Annotated in this window: 15 protein-coding genes; 14 read left to right on the top strand and 1 reads right to left on the bottom strand. The window is 61.0% G+C overall.

The features are described from left to right. Positions 1-18 precede the first annotated feature (18 nt). A complete protein-coding gene (gene galE, locus HGP12_RS11485) occupies positions 19-1002 on the top strand; it encodes a UDP-glucose 4-epimerase GalE (RefSeq protein ID WP_168878799.1) in 984 nt (327 codons plus the stop codon). Next, the gene (locus tag HGP12_RS11480; RefSeq protein WP_168878798.1) at positions 980-2548 is read left to right on the top strand and encodes an alkaline phosphatase family protein; all 1569 of its coding nucleotides are present in this window, start codon (positions 980-982) and stop codon (positions 2546-2548) included. The genes galE and HGP12_RS11480 overlap by 23 nt, the downstream gene beginning before the upstream one ends. Before the next feature lie 69 nt (positions 2549-2617). Here the strand turns inward: HGP12_RS11480 and HGP12_RS11475 are convergent, their stop codons facing one another. Then, on the bottom strand, positions 2618-3124 hold the full coding sequence (locus HGP12_RS11475) for a DUF1993 family protein (protein WP_168878830.1): 507 nt from the start codon (positions 3122-3124) through the stop codon (positions 2618-2620). Between the two features lie 372 nt (positions 3125-3496). Here HGP12_RS11475 and HGP12_RS11470 point away from each other — a divergent pair, with 372 nt between their 5' ends. From HGP12_RS11470 to HGP12_RS11415, 12 genes are all read left to right on the top strand, one after another. Beyond that, positions 3497-4426 carry a sugar ABC transporter substrate-binding protein gene (locus HGP12_RS11470; RefSeq protein ID WP_168839696.1) on the top strand — a complete coding sequence of 310 codons (930 nt, stop codon included), beginning with the start codon at positions 3497-3499 and terminating at the stop codon, positions 4424-4426. Positions 4427-4497: 71 nt separating this feature from the next. Next, on the top strand, positions 4498-6039 hold the full coding sequence (locus HGP12_RS11465) for a sugar ABC transporter ATP-binding protein (protein WP_168839697.1): 1542 nt from the start codon (positions 4498-4500) through the stop codon (positions 6037-6039). A 32-nt stretch (positions 6040-6071) separates the two neighbouring features. Next, positions 6072-7097, top strand: a complete 1026-nt coding sequence (locus HGP12_RS11460; protein ID WP_168839698.1) for an ABC transporter permease — start codon at positions 6072-6074, stop codon at positions 7095-7097. A gap of 189 nt (positions 7098-7286) precedes the next feature. Further along, a complete protein-coding gene (locus HGP12_RS11455; protein WP_168878797.1) occupies positions 7287-8345 on the top strand; it encodes a dipeptidase in 1059 nt (352 codons plus the stop codon). Positions 8346-8393: 48 nt separating this feature from the next. Further along, on the top strand, positions 8394-10034 hold the full coding sequence (locus tag HGP12_RS11450) for an ABC transporter substrate-binding protein (protein WP_168839700.1): 1641 nt from the start codon (positions 8394-8396) through the stop codon (positions 10032-10034). Positions 10035-10055: 21 nt separating this feature from the next. Beyond that, entirely contained in the window at positions 10056-11123 is a 1068-nt protein-coding gene (locus HGP12_RS11445; RefSeq protein WP_168878796.1) for an ABC transporter permease, read from the top strand. Then, positions 11120-12052, top strand: coding sequence for an ABC transporter permease (locus HGP12_RS11440; RefSeq protein WP_168878795.1), 933 nt, complete (start codon positions 11120-11122; stop codon positions 12050-12052). Before HGP12_RS11445 ends, HGP12_RS11440 begins: the two co-directional genes overlap by 4 nt. Then, positions 12049-12882, top strand: a complete 834-nt coding sequence (locus tag HGP12_RS11435) for an ABC transporter ATP-binding protein (RefSeq protein WP_168839703.1) — start codon at positions 12049-12051, stop codon at positions 12880-12882. Before HGP12_RS11440 ends, HGP12_RS11435 begins: the two co-directional genes overlap by 4 nt. Next, entirely contained in the window at positions 12879-13628 is a 750-nt protein-coding gene (locus tag HGP12_RS11430) for an ABC transporter ATP-binding protein (protein WP_168839704.1), read from the top strand. Before HGP12_RS11435 ends, HGP12_RS11430 begins: the two co-directional genes overlap by 4 nt. Before the next feature lie 161 nt (positions 13629-13789). After that, complete coding sequence (locus tag HGP12_RS11425; protein WP_168839705.1) at positions 13790-13978, top strand: hypothetical protein; 189 nt, start codon at positions 13790-13792, stop codon at positions 13976-13978. Positions 13979-14140: 162 nt separating this feature from the next. After that, positions 14141-14299, top strand: a complete 159-nt coding sequence (locus HGP12_RS11420) for a hypothetical protein (RefSeq protein WP_168839706.1) — start codon at positions 14141-14143, stop codon at positions 14297-14299. 882 nt (positions 14300-15181) lie between these two features. Then, the gene (locus tag HGP12_RS11415; protein WP_168878794.1) at positions 15182-23692 is read left to right on the top strand and encodes a GH36-type glycosyl hydrolase domain-containing protein; all 8511 of its coding nucleotides are present in this window, start codon (positions 15182-15184) and stop codon (positions 23690-23692) included. Positions 23693-23728 lie beyond the last annotated feature (36 nt).

Raw genomic sequence — 23728 nt, 5'->3', positions numbered from 1 at the left:
AGTCAAGAAGGGATGATCATGGCAGGAGAAACGGTGCTTGTGGTAGGCGGAGCCGGCTATATCGGCTCACATACATGTCTGGACCTGGCGAACAAGGGTTTTCAGCCTGTCGTCTACGACAATTTTTCCAATGGGCACCGCGAATTCGTCAAATGGGGTCCGGCCGAGGAAGGCGATATTCGTGATCGCGCGCGTCTCGACGAGGTTCTCGCCAAGCACAAGCCTGCGGCAATCCTGCATTTCGCCGCGCTGATCGAAGTTGGCGAGTCGGTCAAGGATCCAGTTTCCTTCTATGAAAACAACGTCATCGGTACGCTGACCCTGCTTTCGGCAGCCCAGGCGGCTGGCGTGAAGGCCTTCGTCTTTTCCTCCACCTGCGCAACCTACGGCCTGCCGCAGAGCGTGCCGCTCGACGAAAGCCATCGCCAAGTGCCGATCAATCCCTACGGTCGCACCAAATATATCGTCGAGCAGGCGCTGGCGGATTATGACCAGTACAAGGACCTGCGCTCCGTCGTGCTGCGCTATTTCAACGCTGCCGGCGCCGATTTCGAGGGGCGCATCGGCGAGTGGCATACGCCCGAAACCCATGCCATCCCGCTCGCCATCGATGCAGCGCTCGGAAGGCGGCAGGGCTTCAAGGTTTTCGGCAGCGATTATGACACCCGCGACGGCACGTGCGTGCGCGATTACATCCATGTGCTCGACCTTGCCGACGCCCATGTCCGCGCCGTGGAATATCTGCTGCGTGGCGGCGATTCAGTCGCGCTCAACCTCGGCACCGGTACCGGCACCACGGTGAAGGAGCTGCTTGGAACGATCGAGACCGTATCCAACCGGCCTTTCCCGGTCGAATATGTCGGCCGCCGCGAGGGCGATTCGACGACGCTGGTCGCCAACAACGACAAGGCGCGCGATATTCTCGGCTGGTCGCCACAATATGATCTGACCGAGATCATTCAATCCGCCTGGAATTGGCATGCCAAGTCCAACCAGCACTGAACAGCGGTCTTTCGTTGGTGTTGGGGGCAAACGTTCGAACGTCCTGCTAATCTCGGCCGATCAATGGCGGGGAGACTGTCTCTCCGCCGTCGGTCATGAATGCGTCAGGACGCCGAATGTCGATGCGCTGGCGCAGGAAGGCGTGCTGTTTCGGCGGCACTACGCCGGTGCGGCGCCGTGCTCGCCGGCACGTGCGACGCTCTATACCGGCCTTTACCAGATGAACCATCGCGTTTGCCGCAATGGCTCGCCATTGGATGCGCGTTTCGACAATGTCGCGCTTGCGGCGCGTCGGGCCGGATATGATCCGACGCTCTTCGGCTATACGGACACCGCACCCGATCCGCGTGGCCGTGATCCCCACGATCCGCATCTGACGACCTATGAGGGTGTGCTGCCCGGCTTTACGGCGCGGCAGCTTCTGCCGGAACACGAAAAGCAATGGCTATCGTGGCTGCGGTCGCGTGGTCATGCCGATGCCGTCAGCCGCGATATCCACATTCCCGTCGGCGCCGCGCCCGGCGAGATTTCCAGCAACGCGCCGGCCTATTCCAAGGACGATACGCAGACGGCCTTCCTGGCGGGCGAATTCATCCGCTGGCTCGGGGAGCAGGATCAGCCCTGGTTCGCGCATGTTTCCTTGCTGAGGCCGCATCCGCCCTTCTCGGTGCCGGAACCCTATAACCGCATGTTCTCTGCCGACGATGGTCCGGCTTTCGCTCGCGCCGCCGATCGCGAAGCGGAAATGGCATCGCATCCGCTGCTTTCCTTCGGCCTGCCGCTGATCGACAAAGGCGGATTCATCCATGGCGGCAGTGGCTCCATCAGCGAGTGGGCGTCCGAGGATTTTTCAGCGATCCGCGCCATCTATTACGGCATGATCGCCGAAGTCGACGCGCAGCTTGGCCGCATCTGGCAGGCATTGAAGGATGCCGGGGTGTGGGACGATACGCTGATCATCTTCACCTCGGACCATGCCGAGATGATGGGTGATCATTGGATGCTCGGCAAGGGTGGCTACTTCGACGGCAGTTATCATGTTCCGCTCGTCATTCGCGATCCCGCCCAGCCTGGCACGCATGGCCGCCAGGTGGAGCATTTTACCAGTGCTGCGGATATTTTCCCGAGCCTGTGCGATTGCCTCGGCATAGCGCCGGCAAACCATGTCGACGGCGAAAGCCTTGTGCCGTTCCTCTCCGGTTACGAACCGGGGAACTGGCGCGATGCGGCCTTCTGGGAGTTCGATTTCCGGGATATCGCCGATAGCATTCCCGAGCGGCATTTCGGCTTACGGTCCAATGCGTGCAATCTGGCCGTCATCCGTGACGAGCGCTTCAAATACGTCCATTGCGCCGGTCTTCCGCCGCTGCTTTTCGATCGTGCGAAGGATCCGGCGGAGCTGTCCAATGTCGCCGATGATGGCGCCTATTTGGCGATCAGGCTTGCCTATGCCGAAAAGCTTCTCTCCCTTCGTGCCCGGCATCTGGACCAGACGCTTGCCTATACGGAGCTGGCAGAAAAAGGGCCGGTATCGCTCCGGCCCTGAGTCGTTTCTGTCACTTGCGTTTACGCAGTTCCGGACGGAAAACCGCCGCGCGCTTTTCCTGGTATTGCTTTAGCTGAACGAGCCGAGATAGTTACTCTTGCCGACTGCCAGCCCACGGCTGCGCAGGATGTCGTGCGCCGTCGTGACGTGGAAGAAGAAGTTCGGCAGCGCGAATTTCGCCAGATAATCCTCGCCCTTGAAGACGATCTTGTTGCCGCCGGGTGTGATCGTCACCTCCCGCGTGTCGCTGCCTTCCATCGTCGCTGGCGTGATCGTCGCCAGGAAATCCTGTGTCTTGTTCAGGCGTTCGCGCAGATCGGCGACGGTCGCCTCATTGTCTTCGAAGCGCGGTGCATCGATGCCGGCAAGACGCGCAATGGCGAGCTTCGCGGTATCGGATGCGCGCTGATATTGGCCAGAGAGCGGCAGCATATCGTCAATGAGGCGGGCGGAAACGAGCTCCTCCGCCGCAATGCCTTTTTCCGCGGCATGGGCCTCGATCTTGTCGAGATAGACGGAGAGGTTTTGGAGGCCGCGTTGAAAGATGGGGACCGAGAAACTGTACATCGAGGGCATGCGGGTTCTCCATTGCTTGCCGCGTTGCGGCCGGTTGGTCGTCAGCATTCTATTCTCTTCCCGTGTCGATGGAATAGCCGTTCCGTCATTCCGGGCGCCCGTATGTAGGTTCGGCCTTCGATTCTTAACAGCGGTGGCAGCGATAAAACCCGTCTTTGCGGGCTCCCGCAACGCGACCAGAATTTGGTGTTGACCTTTGCATTGAAAAATGGAATGAATATTCCGCATAAAGAATTTTACGGTTTGTTTGTTCCGTTTTTCAATATCGCCATCATGGGAGTGACGGCCGAATTGATGATAGGCCCTGCGGTCGAGACTGAGGGCTCCGGCATTAGGAGGGGTGTGGCCGGGCACCGTATCTGGGAGGAAAACATGAAGAAATTTATCCTTGGCTCTGCGATGGCGCTTATGCTGTCGACCGCCGCCCATGCGGAAACCATCGGCGTTTCCATGGCGCTGTTCGACGACAACTTCCTGACCGTCCTGCGTAACGGCATGCAGGATTATGCAAAGGGCATGAGCGGCGTGACGCTGCAGGTGGAAGACGCTCAGAACGATATCGCCAAGCAGCAGAGCCAGATCCAGAACTTCATCGCCAGTAAGGTCGATGCCATCATCGTAAACCCGGTCGATACCGATGCGACCGCCGCCATCTCCAAGCTGGCGGCTGAAGCGAAGATCCCGCTTATCTACGTCAACCGCGAGCCGGCCAACGTCGACAGCCTGCCGGACAAGCAGGCCTTCGTCGCCTCCAACGAGCAAGAATCCGGTACACTGGAAGCCAAGGAAGTGTGCCGATTGCTGGGCGGCAAGGGCAAGGCTGTCATCATGATGGGCGAACTCTCGAACCAGGCCGCCCGCATGCGCACCAAGGACGTTCATGATGTGGTCGCGACCGACGAGTGCAAGGGCATTCAGATCGTTCAGGAGCAGACCGCCAACTGGCAGCGTACTCAGGGCGCCGACCTGATGACGAACTGGCTCTCCAGCGGTATCGAATTCGATGCCGTCATCTCCAACAACGACGAAATGGCGATCGGTGCCATCCAGGCACTGAAGGCCGCGGGCAAGCCGCTGGACAAGATCGTCGTTGCCGGCGTCGATGCGACGCAGGACGCGCTTGCCGCCATGCAGGCCGGCGACCTGAAGGTCACCGTGTTCCAGGATGCAGCCGGCCAGGGCAAGGGTGCGGTCGACGCCGCGCTCAAGCTCGCCAAGGGCGAGAAGATCGAGAAGAAGGTCTACATCCCCTTCCAGCTCGTCACGCCGGCCAACGTCAAGGACTTCGTCAAGAAGAACTGATGACGCAATGATCGACGGATGCGGGCCGGAGGCCCGCATCCCTTGAAATCCGATCTGCCCGGGAGGGAAAAATGGTTGTGAGCCCATCCACCATGGCGGCGGTGCGCGCCAGCGGCGCTGTCCCCAATGCGGCCTATCTGCTGAGCGCGGAAGGCATCCGCAAGGAATTTCCCGGCGTGCTTGCTCTCGACGACGTTTCCTTCCGCCTGAAGCGCGGAACGGTCCACGCGCTGATGGGCGAAAACGGCGCGGGCAAGTCGACGCTGATGAAGATCCTTGCCGGCATCTACATCCCCGACCAGGGCGAGGTGCGCCTCAAGGGCGTCGAAATCCAGCTGAAGTCGCCTCTCGACGCGCTGGAAAACGGCATTGCCATGATCCATCAGGAACTGAACCTGATGCCCTTCATGACGGTTGCGGAGAATATTTGGATCCGCCGTGAGCCGAAGAACCGCTTCGGCTTCGTCGACCACGCGGAGATGAGCCGCAAGACCGAGGAACTTTTCCAGCGCCTGAACATCTCTATCGACCCTGAAATCCAGGTGCGCGAGCTTTCCGTCGCCAGCCGGCAGATGGTCGAAATCGCCAAGGCGGTGTCCTATAATTCCGACGTGCTGATCATGGACGAGCCGACCTCGGCCTTGACCGAGCGCGAGGTGGCGCATCTGTTCGAGATTATCCGAGGGCTGCGTGAACAGGGCATCGGCATCGTCTACATTACCCACAAGATGAACGAGCTGTTCGAGATCGCCGACGAGTTTTCGGTGTTCCGCGACGGCAAATATATCGGCACGCACGCCTCTACAGATGTGACCCGCGACGACATCATCCGCATGATGGTCGGCCGCGAGATCACGCAGATGTTTCCGAAGGAGGAGGTGCCGATCGGCGAGACCGTCCTTTCGGTCAAGGATCTGAGCCTCGACGGCGTCTTCTTCAATGTGTCCTTCGATGTCAGGGCCGGCGAAATCCTCGGCGTTGCCGGGCTTGTGGGATCAGGCCGATCCAATGTCGCCGAGACGATCTTCGGCGTGACGCCCGCTTCGTCGGGTACGATCGAGCTCTTCGGCAAAAAGGCCGAGATTTCCTCGCCGGCAGCGGCGATCCGCCATGGCATGGCCTTCCTGACCGAGGACCGCAAGGACACGGGCTGTCTTCTCATCCTCAGCGTGCTTGAAAATATGCAGGTGGCCGTGCTGCACGACAATTTCGTGCGCGGCGGCTTCGTGCAGGAGGGCGCGGTTGAGCAGGCGTGCGAGGAGATGGCCAGGAAATTGCGAGTCAAGACGCCGAATCTCGACGAGCGCATCGAAAACCTCTCCGGCGGTAACCAGCAGAAGGCGCTGATCGGCCGATGGCTGCTCACCAACCCGCGCATCCTGATCCTGGATGAGCCGACGCGCGGCATCGATGTCGGCGCCAAGGCGGAAATCCATCGCCTGGTTACCGAAATGGCGCGCAGCGGCGTCGCCGTCGTCATGATCTCGTCGGAAATGCCCGAGGTGCTTGGCATGAGCGACCGCATCATGGTGATGCACGAGGGGCGGGTCACCGGATTCCTGGATCGCGCAGAAGCAACTCAAGTAAAGGTGATGGAGCTGGCCGCGCAGTGACGCCGCCAATCATCGCAAGGGAGGATTGAACCATGGTTAGCAAAGTTGCAGATGCGACCGCCCCTGCAGTCACACGGCCAAGACGTCGCCGTGTGCCGCCCGAACTCGGCATCTTCCTGGTGCTGATCGGCATTGCGCTCCTCTGTGAGATCCTTGGCTGGATCTTCGTGGGGCAGAGCTTCCTGATGAACCTGCAGCGCCTGAAGATCATGATTCTGCAGGTCTCCGTCATCGGCATCATCTCGGTCGGCGTGACGCAGGTCATCATAACAGGCGGCATCGATCTGTCATCGGGTTCCGTCGTCGGCCTGACCGCCATGGTCGCGGCGAGCTTCGCTCAGTCGTCGACATGGGCGAGGGCCGTTTATCCGGCACTGACCGACATGCCTTTCTTCGTGCCGATCGGTGTCGGCCTGCTGCTCGGGCTTTTGGCCGGCTATATCAACGGCCAGCTGATCACGAAGACGAAGATTCCTCCCTTCATCGCAACCCTCGGCATGATGGTCTCGGCCCGTGGCCTTTCGAAGCTCTATACCAAGGGCCAGCCGATCTCGGGCCTGACCGACCAGTTCAATTTCATTGGCTCCGGCATCTGGCCCGTCGTCGTCTTCCTGATCATCGCGATCGCCTTCCATATCGTGCTGCGCTACACGCGTTACGGCAAGTTTACCTATGCGATCGGTGCCAATCTGCAGGCGGCGCGCGTTTCGGGCATCAATGTCGAGGGACATCTGGTCAAAGTCTATGCCATTGCAGGGCTTCTGGCCGGTCTTGCCGGTATCATCACCGCCGCCCGCGTGCAGACGGCGCAGGCCGGCATGGGCGTCAACTACGAGCTGGATGCGATCGCGGCTGCCGTCATCGGCGGCACGTCGCTCACCGGCGGCGTCGGCCGCATCGCCGGCACCGTTATCGGCACGGTCATCCTCGGCGTGATGATCTCCGGCTTCACCTTCCTCAACGTCGATGCCTATTACCAGGAAATCGCCAAGGGCTTCATCATCGTTGCGGCCGTGGCAATCGACGTCTACCGCCAGAAGAAGCGGGCCAAGCGCTGAAATGCCCGACACATCGTCAGGTTCTAAAGCATGCTCTCAAGGCGGGATTTTTATCCCGCCTTTTCTGCTTGACGATGCTATTCCATGCAAATGCAAATTTTTTTCATTTGGGTATGGCGAATCCTGTCAGCTTTTCTATTCTGGCCGCTTTCCATTCGCTCCACCCGAGCGCTTCACCCGGGATAGAAAATGCAAGCCGTATTCGATGGTCACAACGATGTTCTCCTGAGACTCTGGCATAATGCTCGCGACGGCGCCGATCCGATCGCCGAATTCAGGGATGGGACGACGAGCGGCCATATCGATGCGCCCCGGTCCAAGGCCGGTGGCTTGGCCGGCGGCCTTTGCGCCATCTACATTCCATCTGGTGATCTCGTCTTTGCCGAGCCGGATGGCAATGGCCACTATGCCACGCCACTGGCGGTGCCGTTGGAGCGCGCGCCGTCCCTCGATATCGCGCTGGAAATGGCGGCGATCGCGCTGCGACTCGATCGCGAAGGCGCCTGGAAGCTCTGCCGCTCCACCGCTGAAATCCGCCGCTGTATGGAGAGCGGTGTCTTTGCTGCCGTCATGCATATGGAAGGCTGCGAAGCCATCGATGCCGATCTCGCAGCACTCGAAACCTTTTACGCCGCCGGCCTGCGCTCGCTCGGTCCCGTCTGGAGCCGCAACAACGTCTTTGCCCATGGCGTGCCCTTCGCTTATCCGAGCTCGCCGGATACCGGACCTGGCCTTACCGAGGCCGGCTTCGCGCTGGTGCGCGCATGCAACCGGCTCGGCATCCTCATCGATCTTGCCCACATCACCGAAAAAGGCTTCTGGGACGTGGCGAAGACCTCGGACCAGCCGCTGGTCGCGAGCCATTCCAACGCGCATGCGCTGACGCCGGTCGCGCGCAACCTCACCGACAAGCAGCTCGACGCCATCAAGGAGAGCCGCGGCATTGTCGGCCTCAACTATGCGACGGCGATGTTGCGCGAGGATGCGCGCTCGGATGCGGATACGCCGATCGAGGCGATGGTGCGGCATGTGGATCATCTGGTCAGCCGCGTCGGCATCGACTGCGTCGGCCTCGGATCGGACTTTGATGGTGCGACGATTCCCGCTGAAATCGGCGATGCGGCCGGCAACCAAAACCTGATTGCCGCTCTTCGGAACGTTGGTTATGGTGAAGCCGATCTTGTAAAGCTGTGTAGGGAGAACTGGCTTCGCGTCCTGGCGTCCGCCTGGAAGGAAGGCAGCCGTTAGAGTGCGTCCTGAATATTGCGTAGAGTTTAAAAAAGGGGAATGAAAACAATGATGATTACCAAGATGAACCGCGGTTTCCGCGCGCTTTCCGCCGGGGCGGCTCTTTCGCTTCTGCTGATGGCGACGCCGAACGCATATGCTGCGACGCCCAAGGATACGCTGGTCGAAGGCTTTGCCTTCGATGACATTCTGAGCATGGACCCGGCCGAGGCCTACGAATTGTCCGCTGCCGAAATCACCGGCAACACCTACAGCCTGCTCGTGCGCCTCGACATCAACGACACCTCGAAGATCAAGGGTGACCTTGCCGAGAGCTGGTCCGTCTCCGACGACCACCTCACCTACACGTTCAAGCTGAAGCCCGGCCTGAAGTTCGCTTCCGGCAATCCGGTCACCGCCGAGGACGTTGCCTGGTCCTTCGAGCGCGTCGTCAAGCTCGACAAGAGCCCGGCCTTCATTCTCACCCAGTTCGGCCTTACCGGCGACAATGTGACGGAAAAGGCCAAGGCGACCGACCCGAACACCTTCACCTTCACCGTCGACAAGCCCTATGCGCCGAGCTTCGTGCTGAACTGCCTGACGGCGACGGTCGCCGAAGTGGTCGACAAGAAGCTGGTCCTGCAGCACGTCAAGCCGGCAACGCCATCGGCCGACTACAAATATGACAACGACTTCGGCAATAGCTGGCTGAAGACCGGCTTTGCCGGTTCCGGCCCCTTCAAGCTGCGCGAATGGCGCGCCAACGAAGCCGTCGTGCTTGAGCGCAATGACAATTATTACGGCGACAAGCCGAAGCTTGCCCGCGTCATCTACCGCTTCATGAAGGAAAGCTCGGCGCAGCGCTTGGCGCTGGAGAACGGCGATATCGATATCGCCCGCAATCTCTCGCCGACCGATCTTGCTGCCGTCGAGAAGAACCCGCAGCTTGCCTCTACCAATGCGCCGAAGGGCACGATCTATTACATCAGCCTCAATCAGAAGAATCCGAACCTTGCCAAGCCGGAAGTGCAGCAGGCGTTCAAGTATCTGGTCGACTATGATGCCATCGGCAAGACCCTGATTAAGGGTGTCGGCGAAATCCACCAGACCTTCGAGCCGAAGGGCCTGCTCGGCGCGCTGGACGAAAATCCGTTCAAGCTCGACGTCGCCAAGGCGAAGGAATTATTGGCCAAAGCCGGCCTGCCGAACGGCTTCTCGGTGACCATGGACGCGCGCAGCATCGAGCCGGACACCGGCATCGCCACCGCGATCCAGCAGACGCTTGGCCAGGCCGGGATCAAAGTTGAGATCATTCCGGGCGACGGCAAGCAGAAGCTGACCAAGTACCGCGCACGCAATCACGACATCTACTACGGCCAGTGGGGCAACGACTATTGGGACCCCCATTCCAACGCCGATACGTTCACGAACAATCCCGACAATTCCGACGCGGGCACCAACAAGACGCTTGCCTGGCGCAACGCTTGGACGACGCCGGAGCTCGACAAGGAAACGAAGGCGGCGCTGTTCGAGGTCGATACCGACAAGCGTGCAGCCATGTACCGGGAAATCCAGAAGAAATATCTGGAGGCCAGCCCCTTCGTCTTCCTCTACCAGCAGACGGAAGTCGCCGGGTATCGCAAGGATATCAAGGATTTCAAGCTCGGTCCGAGCTTCGACACCAACTTCGTCTGGCCGATCTCTAAGTGATGATCCGGCGGGACTAGTTCTTTGAGCACTGTCGAACGAAAAATGCAGGTGCGGCCCAAGAAGGGCCGTGCCGCTCCCTTTTTCATGGGTCTGCTGCGATTCCTCGTCGTGGCCGCCACGACCTATCTCGGCCTTCTGGCCGTCACCTTCTTCATCGGGAGGGTCATCCCGATCGATCCGGCGCTGGCGATTGCCGGCGACCATGCGCCGACGCAGGTGCTGGAGCGTCTGCGGCGCGAGATGCATCTCGACCAGCCGCTCTATCTGCAATTCTATTTCTATCTGGTGAGCGCGCTCACCGGCGATTTCGGCACCTCCGTGCTGACGACCAACCCGGTCATGGACGATATCCGGCGCGTCTTTCCTGCGACGATGGAGCTTGCCACGGTCGGCACGATCATCGGCGCGGTTTTCGGCGTCCCCTTCGGTGTTCTTGCCGCCGTGCGCCGCAACAGCATCATCGACCAGATCGTGCGCGTCATCGGCCTCGTCGGCTATTCGGTGCCAGTCTTCTGGCTGGCGATGGTTTCGCTCGTCATCTTCTATGCGAAGCTGGGCTGGGTGGCCTATCCCGGCCGCATCGACATCGCCTATGAATACACCTTCACGCCGATCACCGGTTTCTTCCTGCTCGACAGCGCCATGCAGGGGCAATGGGACGTCTTCTGGGACGTGTTTCGCCATATCATCCTGCCAGCCTCCCTGCTCGGCTACTTCGCGCTTGCCTATATCAGCCGGATGACGCGCAGTTTCATGCTGAACGAGCTGGGGCAGGAATATATCGTTGCTGCCCGCGCCAAGGGTCTTTCCGAGATGCGGGTGATCTGGGGACATGCCTTGCGCAGCGCCATGGTGCCGCTGATCACGGTGATCGCGCTTTCCTACGCATCGCTGCTGGAGGGGTCGGTGCTGACCGAGATCGTGTTCTCCTGGCCGGGCATCGGCTTCTATATCACCAGTTCCCTGCGCAATGCCGATATGAACGCCGTTCTGGGCGGGACCATCATCATCGGCACGGTTTTCATCGGCATCAACCTGCTTTCCGATCTGCTCTATCGAACCCTAGACCCAAGGACGCGACGTAAATGACGGCGACCGCTGAGACCACCCAACCCAGCTTGAGGGACTGGCTGCTCTCCGACCGGCCGCAGTCGCGCCGGCAGGCGAGACTAGGGCGCAGCTACGTCACCTGGCGGCAGTTCTCCGCCAATCGTCTGGCCGTCATCGGTCTTCTGATCATCGTTGGGCTCGTGCTCGTGGCGGCGCTCGCCGATGTCATCGCGCCGCATTCGCCCGTCATCGGCGATCTCACCAATGCCTATCTGAAGCCGCCCGGCACGCCGGGCTATCTTCTCGGCACCGACGACCTCGGGCGCGATATCCTTTCGCGCCTCATCTATGGTTCGCGCTGGACTCTCTATATCGTCGTCCTGGTCGCGATCATATCGGCGCCGATCGGGCTGATCATCGGCATGGTGTCCGGCTATACGGGCGGCTGGATCGACACGATCCTGATGCGCATCACTGATATCTTTCTCGCCTTTCCGAAGCTGGTGCTGGCACTCGCCTTTGCCGGCGCGCTCGGGGCCGGGATCGAGAACGCCGTCATCGCCATCGCCATCACCTCATGGCCGCCCTATGCGCGTCTGGCGCGGGCGGAGACGATGACGGTGCGGCATTCAGACTACATCGCCGCCGTGCAGCTCATGGGCGCCTCGCCTCTGCGCATCATCTTCCGCCACATCATGCCGCTCTGCATCTCCTCGGTAATCGTCCGCGTCACGCTCGACATGGCAGGCGTGATCCTGACGGCTGCCGGTCTCGGCTTCCTTGGTCTCGGTGCGCAGCCCCCGTTGCCGGAATGGGGCGTCATGATTGCAAGCGGCTTCAAATACTATCTCGATCAATGGTGGGTGGCGGCCATGCCCGGCATCGCGATCCTCATCGTCAGCCTCGGCTTCAACCTGCTCGGCGATGGCCTGCGCGACGCGCTCGACCCGAAGGAGAGCGGGCAATGACGACACTTTTGACCGTGGAGAACCTCAGGGTTCGCTATCCGACACGCACGGGTATCATCGAAGCCGTGCGTGGCGTCTCGTTCACGCTCGGCCGCGAGCGGCTGGGTATCGTCGGCGAGAGCGGCTCCGGTAAATCGCAAACGGGCCGCGCCATCATGGGGCTGACGCCGCCGCATGCGCTCATCACCGCCGACAGGCTGAATTTCAATGGTATCGACCTATTGTCTGTTTCGGCGAGGGAGCGCCGGTCGCTGCGCGGCAAGCGCATCGCCATGGTGCTGCAGGACCCGAAATACTCGCTCGATCCCGTTATGACTATCGGCCGGCAGATCACCGAAACGCTCCGTACGCATGAGAAGGTGAGCAGGGCGGAGGCGCGCGATCGTGCCATGGCCATGCTGGAAGCGGTGCAGATCCGCGATCCCGGCCGCGTCTACGACCTGCATCCGCACGAAGTCTCCGGTGGCATGGGCCAGCGCGTCATGATCGCTATGATGCTGATCGCCGGGCCGGAGCTGCTGATTGCCGACGAACCGACCTCAGCTCTCGACGTCACGGTGCAGCTCGATGTGCTTGAGATCATGGACAAGCTCGTCTCCGAGCGCGGCATGGGGCTGATTTTCGTCTCGCACGACCTGCGGCTGGTGTCGTCCTTCTGCGACCGCGTAATCGTCATGTATGCAGGCAAGGTGGTGGAAGAGCTGAAGGCTTCCGAATTGAGCAATGCACAGCATCCCTATACGCGCGGCCTGCTGAACTGCATGCCCATCATCGGCGAAAGCCGGCATCCACTGCCGGTGCTCGACCGCAAGCCGGAGTGGGCGGCATGACGGCGGCACTTGCAGTTGATGGCCTCAGCGTCGTCTATGATGGCTACTATGCCCTCGATGCCGTCGGTATCGAGGTGAACAAGGGCGAATCCTTCGGTCTAGTCGGCGAGTCCGGCTCCGGCAAATCGACGCTGCTGCGCGCCGTCGCCGGCCTTGCGCCCGTCACCGATGGCGCCATCCGCGTCGGCGGCGAGCAGTTGAAGGGTGCCAAGCGCAGCAAGACCTTCTATCGTCAGGTGCAGATGGTGTTTCAGGACCCTTACGGTTCCCTGCATCCGCGCCAGACGATCGACCGGCTGCTCCTAGAGCCACTGGCGATCCACGGGATCGGCGACGGCGAGACGCGCATTGCGAGAGCGCTGGACGAAGTCGGCCTCGGCTCCGGTTTCCGCTTCCGCTATCCGCACCAGCTGTCCGGCGGCCAGCGTCAGCGCGTTGCGATCGCCCGCGCGCTGATCGTCGAGCCGTCCATCCTGCTGCTCGATGAGCCGACTTCGGCGCTCGATGCCTCCGTGCAGGCCGAGGTGCTCAATCTGCTCGAACAGGTGCGAAAGGACCGCAATCTGACATTCGTGATGGTTAGCCACGATCTCGGCGTCGTCACGCATATGTGCGAGCGCCTGGCCGTCATGCGCAATGGCGCCGTCGTCGAAAGATTGACGGCGAAGGAGCTGGCGGCGGGCGACGTCAGGCAAGACTACACGCGCAATCTGATGGTCGCCAGCAAGGGGTTCGTCCGCGCCTGAGCGGGCGACGCCTAATGCCTTCAGCGCGTTAACGAATAGGCCCGTTAAACACGACCAATCGTATAGACTATTGACACCCGCCGCAATTCTGTCATGATCTCGTTAATGGCAGTTAACTTTCGTGATCCCGATCAAGGGTCATATGTTAAGTGGAGGCAGGCATGTTTTTCATGGGTGGCATGACCATGGGCTATCTTCATCCGCCGGTGCCGGTGAAGCAGGAAGGTGCACGGTCCGCCTCTCTTTCCGATGAAAACAGCCGCCGCCAGTCGGCTCCCGCCGAAGAGCAGGCTGCCGACAGCAGCGCCATCGAGCGCAGTTTGATTTGGGCCCGCCGCATTCTCTGCTGAATTGGCATTGCCGATCTTTCGGGTCCTCGAAATCCAGTGGTTTAATTTTTCTCAGCTCGTGTGCTGGACGGAAATTCATCTCTACCTAGTTGATAGGAAATATATGAATATCCGTCCCGGGCTCGACCTGAGAGACATATAAGAAACGAACGGAGGCGACACATGGCGAATTTGGGTATTGCGAATACGCATGTGAATCAGTTCGATGGTTCCAAGCGCGCCGCTAAGACGCGGCAGAAGATACAGATGGCGATCCATGTCGTCCTTTTCTCCGCCGCATTCCTGTTCGTTGCGGCCATCGTTTGCGGCATCGTCGGCTAAGTACGATGTTTTGCGGGGCGGCAACCCATGCCACCCGCACAGGATGGTCCTGCTTGCTGCTTTGATAGCGCTGCCGAGGGCCGTGCGGAGCTGGAATGCCGGACGCCCCTGCGCGGGCCGGCCTGTCCGAAACCCAGTTCCGTTTCATCGCAACTCTCTCTTTTCCCGCTGACAGACCTTCGCTGGGCAAAGAAAATTTGCCCGGCCGATGGAATATGCCGCGCAGAAACGGTAAGCTTCACGCAAATAGAAGGGCATTGGGGAGGCCGTTGGCGCGTTCATGGTCTGGCGCGCGGAGGAAGCCAAAAGGCTCCTGTGCGCCGCGTATTTCCCTCGATTGTGAACAGGACCGTTCCATGGGGCGGCGGTTGGGGTTTGAGCTCTGTATGTTCGTGCGTAGGCGATCGGCAGCCAAGCAATCAGCTTGTGAACCGTTTCGAAAACCAGACGTCCCGACAGGAATTTGCGAATCTTTTTAGAGGGTTCAGTTTAAGTTCATCTTCTGCGGGATATTGAGGGTTCAATATGCCGAACCATGCTGAATTTCCAAAATGGGATGAATCAGCCCAGGGAGAATGCCTCATGACCTTGATCGATTGTCGCTGACGTGTGCGGATCGCTGCCGGAACCATTTGGCCGCGTATCCAGTTTCACGGACACCTTTTTGGATGATGACGAATTAGTCGCCGTAATCTTTAAAAACGCCTCGTGAAAATCTTCGCCTTTATATGTTCGTTCTAAGCCGTCATTTCGAATTCACCCCCTTCGCCCGCCGGGAAGCGAAGCAAAAGGGTCCAAATGCGTGAATTCTTGTGTCGGGCAGGACAAAAACGATAAAGGCGACAATGCCACTCACTCTGTTTGGACCCAGAACCCGAATCCATGACATCTCAAAATCTCTCCACCGTTACGCCGCGCGATTCTGAAGCCAAGCAGATCGATCATAACGATGCGATCCGCGCCACCTATTTCTCCAACGAGCAGATAAAGGAATGCGGCGCGACCTTTGCCCGCAACGGCGCGAAAACCAAGCTGCCGGGCTTTGCGCCCTTCGATTTCTTCGCCCGGCACAAGGAAAACGAGAAAGAGATCCTGCGCGTCTACCGCTCGGCCAATGCCGACGTTGATGCCGGGGAATCGATCACGCCGGCCGCAGAATGGCTGCTCGACAACCACTACATCATCGAAGAGGCGATTCAGGAAGTCCGCCGTGACTTTCCGAAGAAGTTCTACGACCAGCTGCAGACGCTGACCATCGGCGGCATGGTCATGCCACGCACCATGGCGCTGGCGTGGCTCTATGTCGCCCACACCCACAGCACCGTTTCCAATCAGGGCCTGCTGGCGCTGGTCGAAGGCTTCCAGTCGGTGGAAATGCTGAAGATCGGCGAGCTTTGGGCCGTTCCCTCGCTGGTGCGCTACATTCTGGTCGAAAACCTGCGTCGCATTTCGAGTCGCGTCGAGCAGAGCCGCCTCACCCGCAAGAAGGCAAATGCCGCCGTCGATGAGTTGATCCGTCTCAATGACGACGCCAAGGTCGCCGAATTCCTGAAGACGCTCGAGCCGTTCACGTCCGACAATACCTTCGCCACCCAGTTCCTCTATCGGCTGCGCGATGGCTCGCATACGTCCGGCCTTGCCGTCACCTGGCTTGAGAAGCGGCTGACCGAGGCCGGAACCGACGCTGAAAGCGTCATGATGGCCGAGCACAATCGCCTCTCGTCCGGCAATGTGACGATGGGCAACATCATCAAGAGCCTGCGCCTGATCGACGACACCGACTGGTCCGTCTGGGTCGAAGAGGTCAGCGCCGTCGACAAGCTGCTCTGGGACGAGACCGACTATGCCAAGCTCGATCCGGGCTCGCGCAACAGCTATCGCCGCCGTATCGAAAAGCTCGCCCGCCGCTCCGAAAAGACCGAAATGGAGATCGCCCAGGTCGCCATGGCGATGACCGAGGCGGTCAAGATATCGGGCGAGGGCCATCCGCATGAGCCGAATATCGGCGATTTCATCATGGGCCAGCAGACGCAGAAGCTGGAGAAGGCGATCGGTTATCGTCTGCCGCTGTCGGTGAGCTTTGTGCGCCAATGGCGCAAGCTCAACTGGCTGTCGATCGCAGCACCGGTCCTGTTCCTGACCGTCGTCGCGCTCGCCATCGTCGGCTACTTCATGCTGCATGCCGGCATGGGCTGGGCAGAAACCATCCTGTTGCTGTTGATGTTCTCGCTGCCGGCATCGGAGGGCGCGACCGGCCTCTTCAATTTCTTCGTCACCATGTATCTGACGCCGGCGCGCCTCGTCGGCTACGAATTCAAGGAAGGCATTCCGGAAGAGGCCCGCACGCTTGTCGTCGTGCCGACGCTAATCGGCAATCGCGATAGCGTCGACGAACTCGTGCGCAATCTCGAGGTTCATTATCTCGCCAATCCGGGCGGCGAGATCTACTATGCCCTGCTCAGCGACTGGCCCGACAGCCAGGAAGAGGAGAGCGAGCGCGATCTGGAAATCCTCGATTACGCCCGCCGCGAAGTGGCCAATCTGGCTGCGCGTTATGATGAGGATGGCACGCAGCGCTTCTATCTGCTGCACCGCCGCCGTCTCTATAATCCGGCCGAAGGCGCCTGGATGGGCTGGGAGCGCAAGCGCGGCAAGCTGCACGAGCTAAATATGCTGCTGCGCGGCGACCGCGATACCACCTTCCTGCCCGGCGCCAACATCGTGCCGAAGGACGTGCAGTATGTCATGACGCTCGATTCCGATACGCGCCTTGTGCGCGACACGGTCACGAAGCTCGTCGGCAAGCTGCATCACCCGACCAACCGCCCGGTCTTCGATCCCGAGAGCAAGCGCGTCGTGCGCGGCTACGGCGTGCTGCAGCCGCGCGTCACCCCGTCGCTGACCACGGGCAAGGATGCGTCGGTGTTCCAGCGCGTCTTCTCGGTCAATCGCGGTCTCGATCCTTACGTCTTCGCCGTCTCCGACGTCTATCAGGACCTGGTCGAGGAAGGCACGTTCACCGGCAAGGGCCTCTATCATGTCGACGCCTTCGAGGCGTCGCTGAAGGGCAAGATCGAGGAGAATGCGGTTCTCAGCCACGATCTGCTCGAAGGCTCGATGGCGCGCTGCGCTCTCGTCACGGATTGCGAACTCGTCGAGGATTTCCCGATCCGCTACGAAGTTGAAGTCTCGCGCCAGCATCGCTGGGCGCGCGGCGACTGGCAGTTGCTTCCCTATCTCTTTAATCCGAAGCGCGGCGTCACCGGCCTTGGCCGCTGGAAGATGATGGACAATCTGCGTCGTTCGCTGACGCCGATCGCCTGGTTCTTCGCATCCGTTCTCGGATGGTACTTCATGGAGCCGCTGGCGGCGCTCATCTGGCAAATCCTCTTGATCTTCTGCCTGTTCGTCGCCCCGACCTTGTCGCTCATCAACGGCATCATTCCCCGCACCAGCGATATCGTCGCACGGGCCCATCTCTATACGGTCTGGTCGGATATCCGCGCCGCCAATGCCCAGGTCGCGCTGCGTATCGTCTTCATCGCCGACAGCGCCTGCATCATGGCCGACGCCATCGGCCGTTCGCTCTACCGCGCCTTCGTCAGCCGCAAGCTGATGCTGCAATGGCGAACCGCCGCAAGCGCCCAGGCCGCGGCACAGACGACGATCCTCGGCCACTACCGTGTCATGTGGCATGCGCCTGTGCTGGCGTTACTGGCTCTGGCCTTTGCCTCACTCTCCGGCGACAACGCCTTCTTCGTCGGCATTCCCTTTGCGCTACTCTGGGTCTTGTCGCCGGCGATCGCCTGGTATGTCAGCCAGTCGGCCGAGACTGAAGACAGGCTTGAGGTGCCGGAAAGCGTTTCCTTCGAGCTGCGCAAGATCGCCCGCCGCACCTGGCGCTACTTTGAGACCTTCGTCGTCGAGCAGCAGAACCATCTGCCGCCCGACAACGTGCAGCAGACCCCGAATGCCGTCGTGGCATCGCGCACGTCGCCAACCAATATCGGCGTCTACCTGCTGTCGGTGATCTCCGCGCGTCATTTCGGCTGGATGTCCTTCGAGGAAACCATCGATCGCATGGAAAAGACCATGGCGACCGTGGCGAAGCTCGAAAAGTTCCGCGGGCACCTGTGCAACTGGTATCACACCGATACGATGAAGCCGATGGGCGCTCGCTATATCTCGGCTGTGGACAGCGGCAATTTCGCCGGTCACCTGATTGCGGTTTCTTCCGCCTGCCGTATCTGGGCGGAGGCGCCGTCAGCGCATATGCAGGGCAATCTGGACGGTATCGGCGACGTCGCCGGCATTCTCGCCGAAATGCTTGCCGAGCTTCCGGACGACCGCAAGACGGTGCGGCCGCTGCGTCGCCGCCTGGAAGAGCGTATCGTCGGCTTCCAGAACGCGCTCGCCGCCGTCAAGCGCGAGCATGAGTTCGCCTCCATCCGCGTCATCAACCTTTCGGTTCTGGCGCAGGACATCCAGAAGCTGGCGGCAAACCTCGACCATGAAGTGAAGTCAACGCTGAGCGGCGAGGTGCTTACCTGGTCGCAATCGCTGGTCAAGGTCTGCGAAGGCCATATCGCCGACAGCATCTTCGATCTTGCCAATGTCGATTCGCTGCGCCAGCGCCTGGCGAAGTTGCGCGATGAAATGCGCGAACTCGCCTTCGGCATGGAATACGCCTTCCTCTATCGCCCGGAACGTCGCCTGCTTTCCATCGGTTTCCGCGTCGAAACCAATGAGCTCGATGCGGCCTGCTACGACCTTCTGGCCTCCGAAGCCCGCTTGACCAGCCTTTTCGCCATCGCCAAGGGCGATCTGCCGACCGAGCACTGGTATCGTCTCGGCCGCCAGGTCGTGCCCGTCGGCTCGCGCGGTGCGCTGGTCTCCTGGTCCGGCTCGATGTTCGAATATCTGATGCCGCCGCTCGTCATGCAGGAGCGCCAGGGCGGCATTCTTAACCAGACGAACAATCTGGTCGTCCAGGAACAGATGAACTACGCCAAGCGCCTTGGCTCCGACATCCCCTGGGGCATCTCGGAAGCGGCCTTCAATGCCCGCGACCATAACATGCATTACCAGTACACCAATTTCGGCGTGCCTTCCCTTGGCCTGAAGCGCGGTCTCGGCCAGAATGCCGTCATCGCGCCCTACGCCTCCATCCTCGCCAGCCAGTATCGTCCGGCCGCCGCGCTAGAAAACCTGCAGAAGCTGCGCAAGGTGGGCGCGCTTGGCATCTACGGCTTCCACGATGCCGTCGATTTCACGCCGACCCGCGTTCCCGAAGGCAAGAAGTGCGCTGTTGTCTACAACTACTATGCGCACCATCACGGCATGTCGATCGCCGCGATCGCCAACGTCGCCTTCAACGGCCGCCTGCGCGAACTCTTCCACGCCGATCCGGTGATCGAGGCTGCCGAACTGCTGCTGCAGGAAAAGGCGCCGCGCGATATTCCGGTCATGGCCGCCAAGCACGAGAGCGACCAGCCGGCAAATATCCAGGAAGAAATGCTGCGTCCGGAAATCCGCAAGATCGCCGATCCGGCGACGCGGGATCGCGAGCTCGCCTTCCTCTCCAACGGCCATTATTCGGTCATGCTGACGGCGACCGGCGCCGGCTATTCGCGCTGGAACGGCCTGACGGTCTCGCGCTGGCGCGCCGACCCGACGGAAGACCGTTGGGGCACCTTCATCTTCCTGCGCGACACCGCCTCCGGCCAGTGGTGGTCGGCGACTGCAGAGCCGCGCAGCATCGAGGGCGAGAAGACCAAGGTCTCGTTCAGCGATGAAAAGGCCGAATATAGCAAGACGGTCGGCGATCTCACCAGTGACGTCGAATGCATCGTCGCGACCGAACATGACGCCGAAGGCCGTCGCGTGACGCTGCTCAACATGGGCGCGGAAGATCGCTTCATCGAAGTGACCTCCTATCTCGAGCCGGCGCTTGCCAGTGACGACGTCGATTCCGGTCACCCGGTCTTCGCGCGCATGTTCGTGCGCACCGAGATCGGCAATAGCGGCGACGTGATCCGCGCCGAGCGCAACAAGCGCGACTTCAACGAGCCGGATATATCGATCGCCCACATGGTCGTCGACAATGCCGGATCGGAACGGCCGACCGAATTCGAAACGGATCGCCGCAAGTTCCTCGGCCGCGGCCGCACGCTTGCGGAAGCCGCTGCTTTCGATCCGGGCACGACCCTTTCCGGCACCGACGGCTTCACCATGGATGCCTGCCTGTCGCTGCGTCGCGTCGTGCGCGTGCCCGCGGGCAAGAAGGTCAGCGTGATCTTCTGGACTATGGCCGCGCCGAACCGCGAAGAGGTCGACAAGGCCGTCGAGCGCTACCGCAATCCCGACACATTCGGCATCGAACTCACGCAGGCCTGGACGCGCACGCAGATGCAGATGCGCCATGTCGGCGTCACCTCGCAGCAGGCGGCGGCCTTCCAGAAGCTCGCGCGCTATCTGGTCTATCCGGATATGCATCTGCGCGCCGATGGCGCCACCGTGCAGGCCGGTCTGCATTCGCAATCCGCACTCTGGCCGGTGACGATCTCGGGCGATTTCCCGATCTTCACGCTGCGCATCAACGACGATATCGACCTCGAAATCGCCAGGGAAGCGCTGATGGCGGCGGAATATCTGCGTTCACGCGGCATCACTGCCGATCTGGTGATCGTCAACGAACGCGCTGTCGAGCAGGCCCAGGACATGCAGCGCGAACTGGACAAGCTCGTCGAGCACGTTCGTCACAATCAGGGCGACGGTCTCCGGCAGAACATCTTCTCAGTTCGCAAGGACCAGATCGAAAACGAGACCTATCAGGAGATCCTTGCCGCATCGCGGGTGATCTTCCATGCCCGCAACGGCAAGCTCGTCGACCAGATCGCCCGCGCGGCGACGTTATTCGCCTCGGCGCAGTCCGATGCGCCGGCGCTGGTCAATCGCCTTACCGTACCGGCGGCGCTGCAGGCGTCGGTCTTTGCGGCCGACGCCCTGGAGGCGCAGGACGATCTCGATTTCTGGAACGGCTATGGCGGTTTCTCCAAGGACGGCCGCGAATATGTCGTTCGCCTGCCTGGCGGGCAGTCGACGCCGCATCCGTGGATCAACGTCATCTCGAACGAGCGCTTCGGCTTCCATGTGCCCGCCGAAGGCGGCGGCTTCACCTGGAGCCACAATTCGCGTGACTATCAGCTGACACCCTGGACCAACGACATGGTCGTCAACCGTCCGGGCGAAGCGCTCTACGTGGCCGATCTCGACAACAACAAGGTCATGACGCCCTATGCCGGCCTGTCGCGCAATGCGAAGGTCCGCTTTGAGGCCCGTCACGGTCTCGGCTATTCCGTCTTCTCGAGCGAAGAGGATGGCGTCGCGCTGGAGTTGACGCAGACGGTCGATCGCGACCGCCCGGTCAAGCTCTTCCGCCTGCGGCTCAGCAACAACGGTGCCGGCAGCCGGCGGTTGCGGATCTACAATTATGCGGAATGGGTGCTCGGCACCAATCAGAACAAGACCAGGCCCTTCATCCTGTCGACGCTGGATGAGGAGACGGGTGCGCTGTTTGCCAACAATCCCTACAGCATCGATTATTTCAAGCGGACCGCCTTCATGGCGGCGAGCGAGGCGCATTCGAGCTTCTCGGCAAGCCGCCGCGAGTTCATCGGCCGCCATGGCACGATTCAGATGCCGGAAGCCGTCGTTACCGTCGCTGCGCTCTCGAACTCGACCGATCTCGACGGCGATCCCTGCGGTGCTCTGGCTTTCGACGTGACGATCGCGGCCGGCGAGCAGAAGGAAATCTGCTTCTACATGGGCGACACGGCCACCGTCGAGGAGGCCCGCGCGCTGGTTTCGGAAATCCGCAAGGCCGATTTCGAGACCGTGCTTTCTGCAGGCCGCGCGTTCTGGGACGGCTTCACCGGCCATGTGAAGATCTCGACGCCGGACAAGGCGATGAACAACATGATCAACGCCTGGCTGCCCTATCAGAGCCTCGGCTGCCGCATCATGTCGCGTACCGCCTTCTACCAGTCGTCGGGTGCCTTCGGCTTCCGCGACCAGCTGCAGGATACGCTGGCATTCCTGGTGCATAAGCCGGAACTCGCCCGCAACCAGATCCTCAATGCGGCGCAGCGTCAGTTCCGCGAGGGTGACGTGCAGCATTGGTGGCTGCCCGGCAGCGGCGCCGGCGTGCGCACCCATATCTCGGACGACGTCGTCTGGCTGGCTTATGCGATCGACCAGTACTGCACCGTGACGGGCGACAAGTCGATCCTCGACGAGGAGCTTGCCTTCGTCGAAGGTGCGGCGCTCATGCCCGGCACGCATGACGTCTTCTATCAACCCACCGTGTCGCAGGACAAAGTCAGTGTCTACGAACATGCAGCTCTCGCTCTCGATCTCGCGATCAAGCGCAAGGGCGGCAACGGCCTGCCGCTGATCCTTGGCGGTGACTGGAACGACGGCATGAACCGCGTCGGCATCCAGGGCCGCGGCGAAAGCGTCTGGCTCGGCTGGTTCCTGGCCGGCATGCTCACCGCCTTCCTGCCCTATGCCGAAGCACGCGGCGACAAGGAGCGCGCCAAGCGCTGGTCCGATCACCTGCCGGAACTGCGCAAGGCGCTGGAAGCGGCCGGTTGGGACGGCGGCCATTACCGCCGCGGCTATTTCGACGACGGCAGCCCGCTCGGCTCCAGCGAGAATTTCGAGTGCCAGATCGATTCGATTGCGCAGTCGTGGAACATTCTCTCCGGCGAGGGGGACAAGGCGCGCGGCGAGAAGGCAATGAACGCCGTTCTCGACAAGCTGGTGGACGATGAAAACCGCATCATCCGGCTGTTCACGCCGCCCTTTGCCAAGTCGGCGCGAGACCCGGGCTACATCAAGTCCTATCCGCCTGGCGTGCGCGAGAATGGCGGCCAGTATACCCATGCCGCGACCTGGGTCGTCATGGCGCTGGCGGAGATGAATCGCGGCGACGATGCCTGGCATTGCTTCGACATGCTGAACCCCGTCAACCATGCACGCGATCGTGATCAGGCCGATACCTATCGTGTAGAGCCCTATGTGGTCGCGGCTGATATTTACGGTGAAGGACAATTGACCGGCCGTGGCGGCTGGACCTGGTACACGGGGTCCGCCGGCTGGCTGTATCGTGTCGCTGTCGAAGGTATTCTCGGTATCCGCGTGAAAAACGGCCGACTTTTCGTCAAGCCGGCACTGCCTTCGAACTGGGACGGCTTTACGGCGGATCTCGAGTTGCCGGGCGGAAATTACCGCATTTCCGTCTCAAAAGCGCCCGATGCGGCCGGATACTCGGTCACCATCAATGACAGGGCGATCGCCCATCCCGAAGAGGGTCATCCGATCGGACAGTAGCGGCTCCTGCACTGTTTCGCTTCGACGATCGGGGCC

This window comes from Rhizobium sp. P28RR-XV (assembly GCF_012641385.1).
Taxonomy (GTDB): Bacteria; Pseudomonadota; Alphaproteobacteria; order Rhizobiales; family Rhizobiaceae; genus Rhizobium.
Note: the sequence above shows the minus strand (reverse complement) of the source record. Positions and strands in the feature narration are given on the sequence as shown.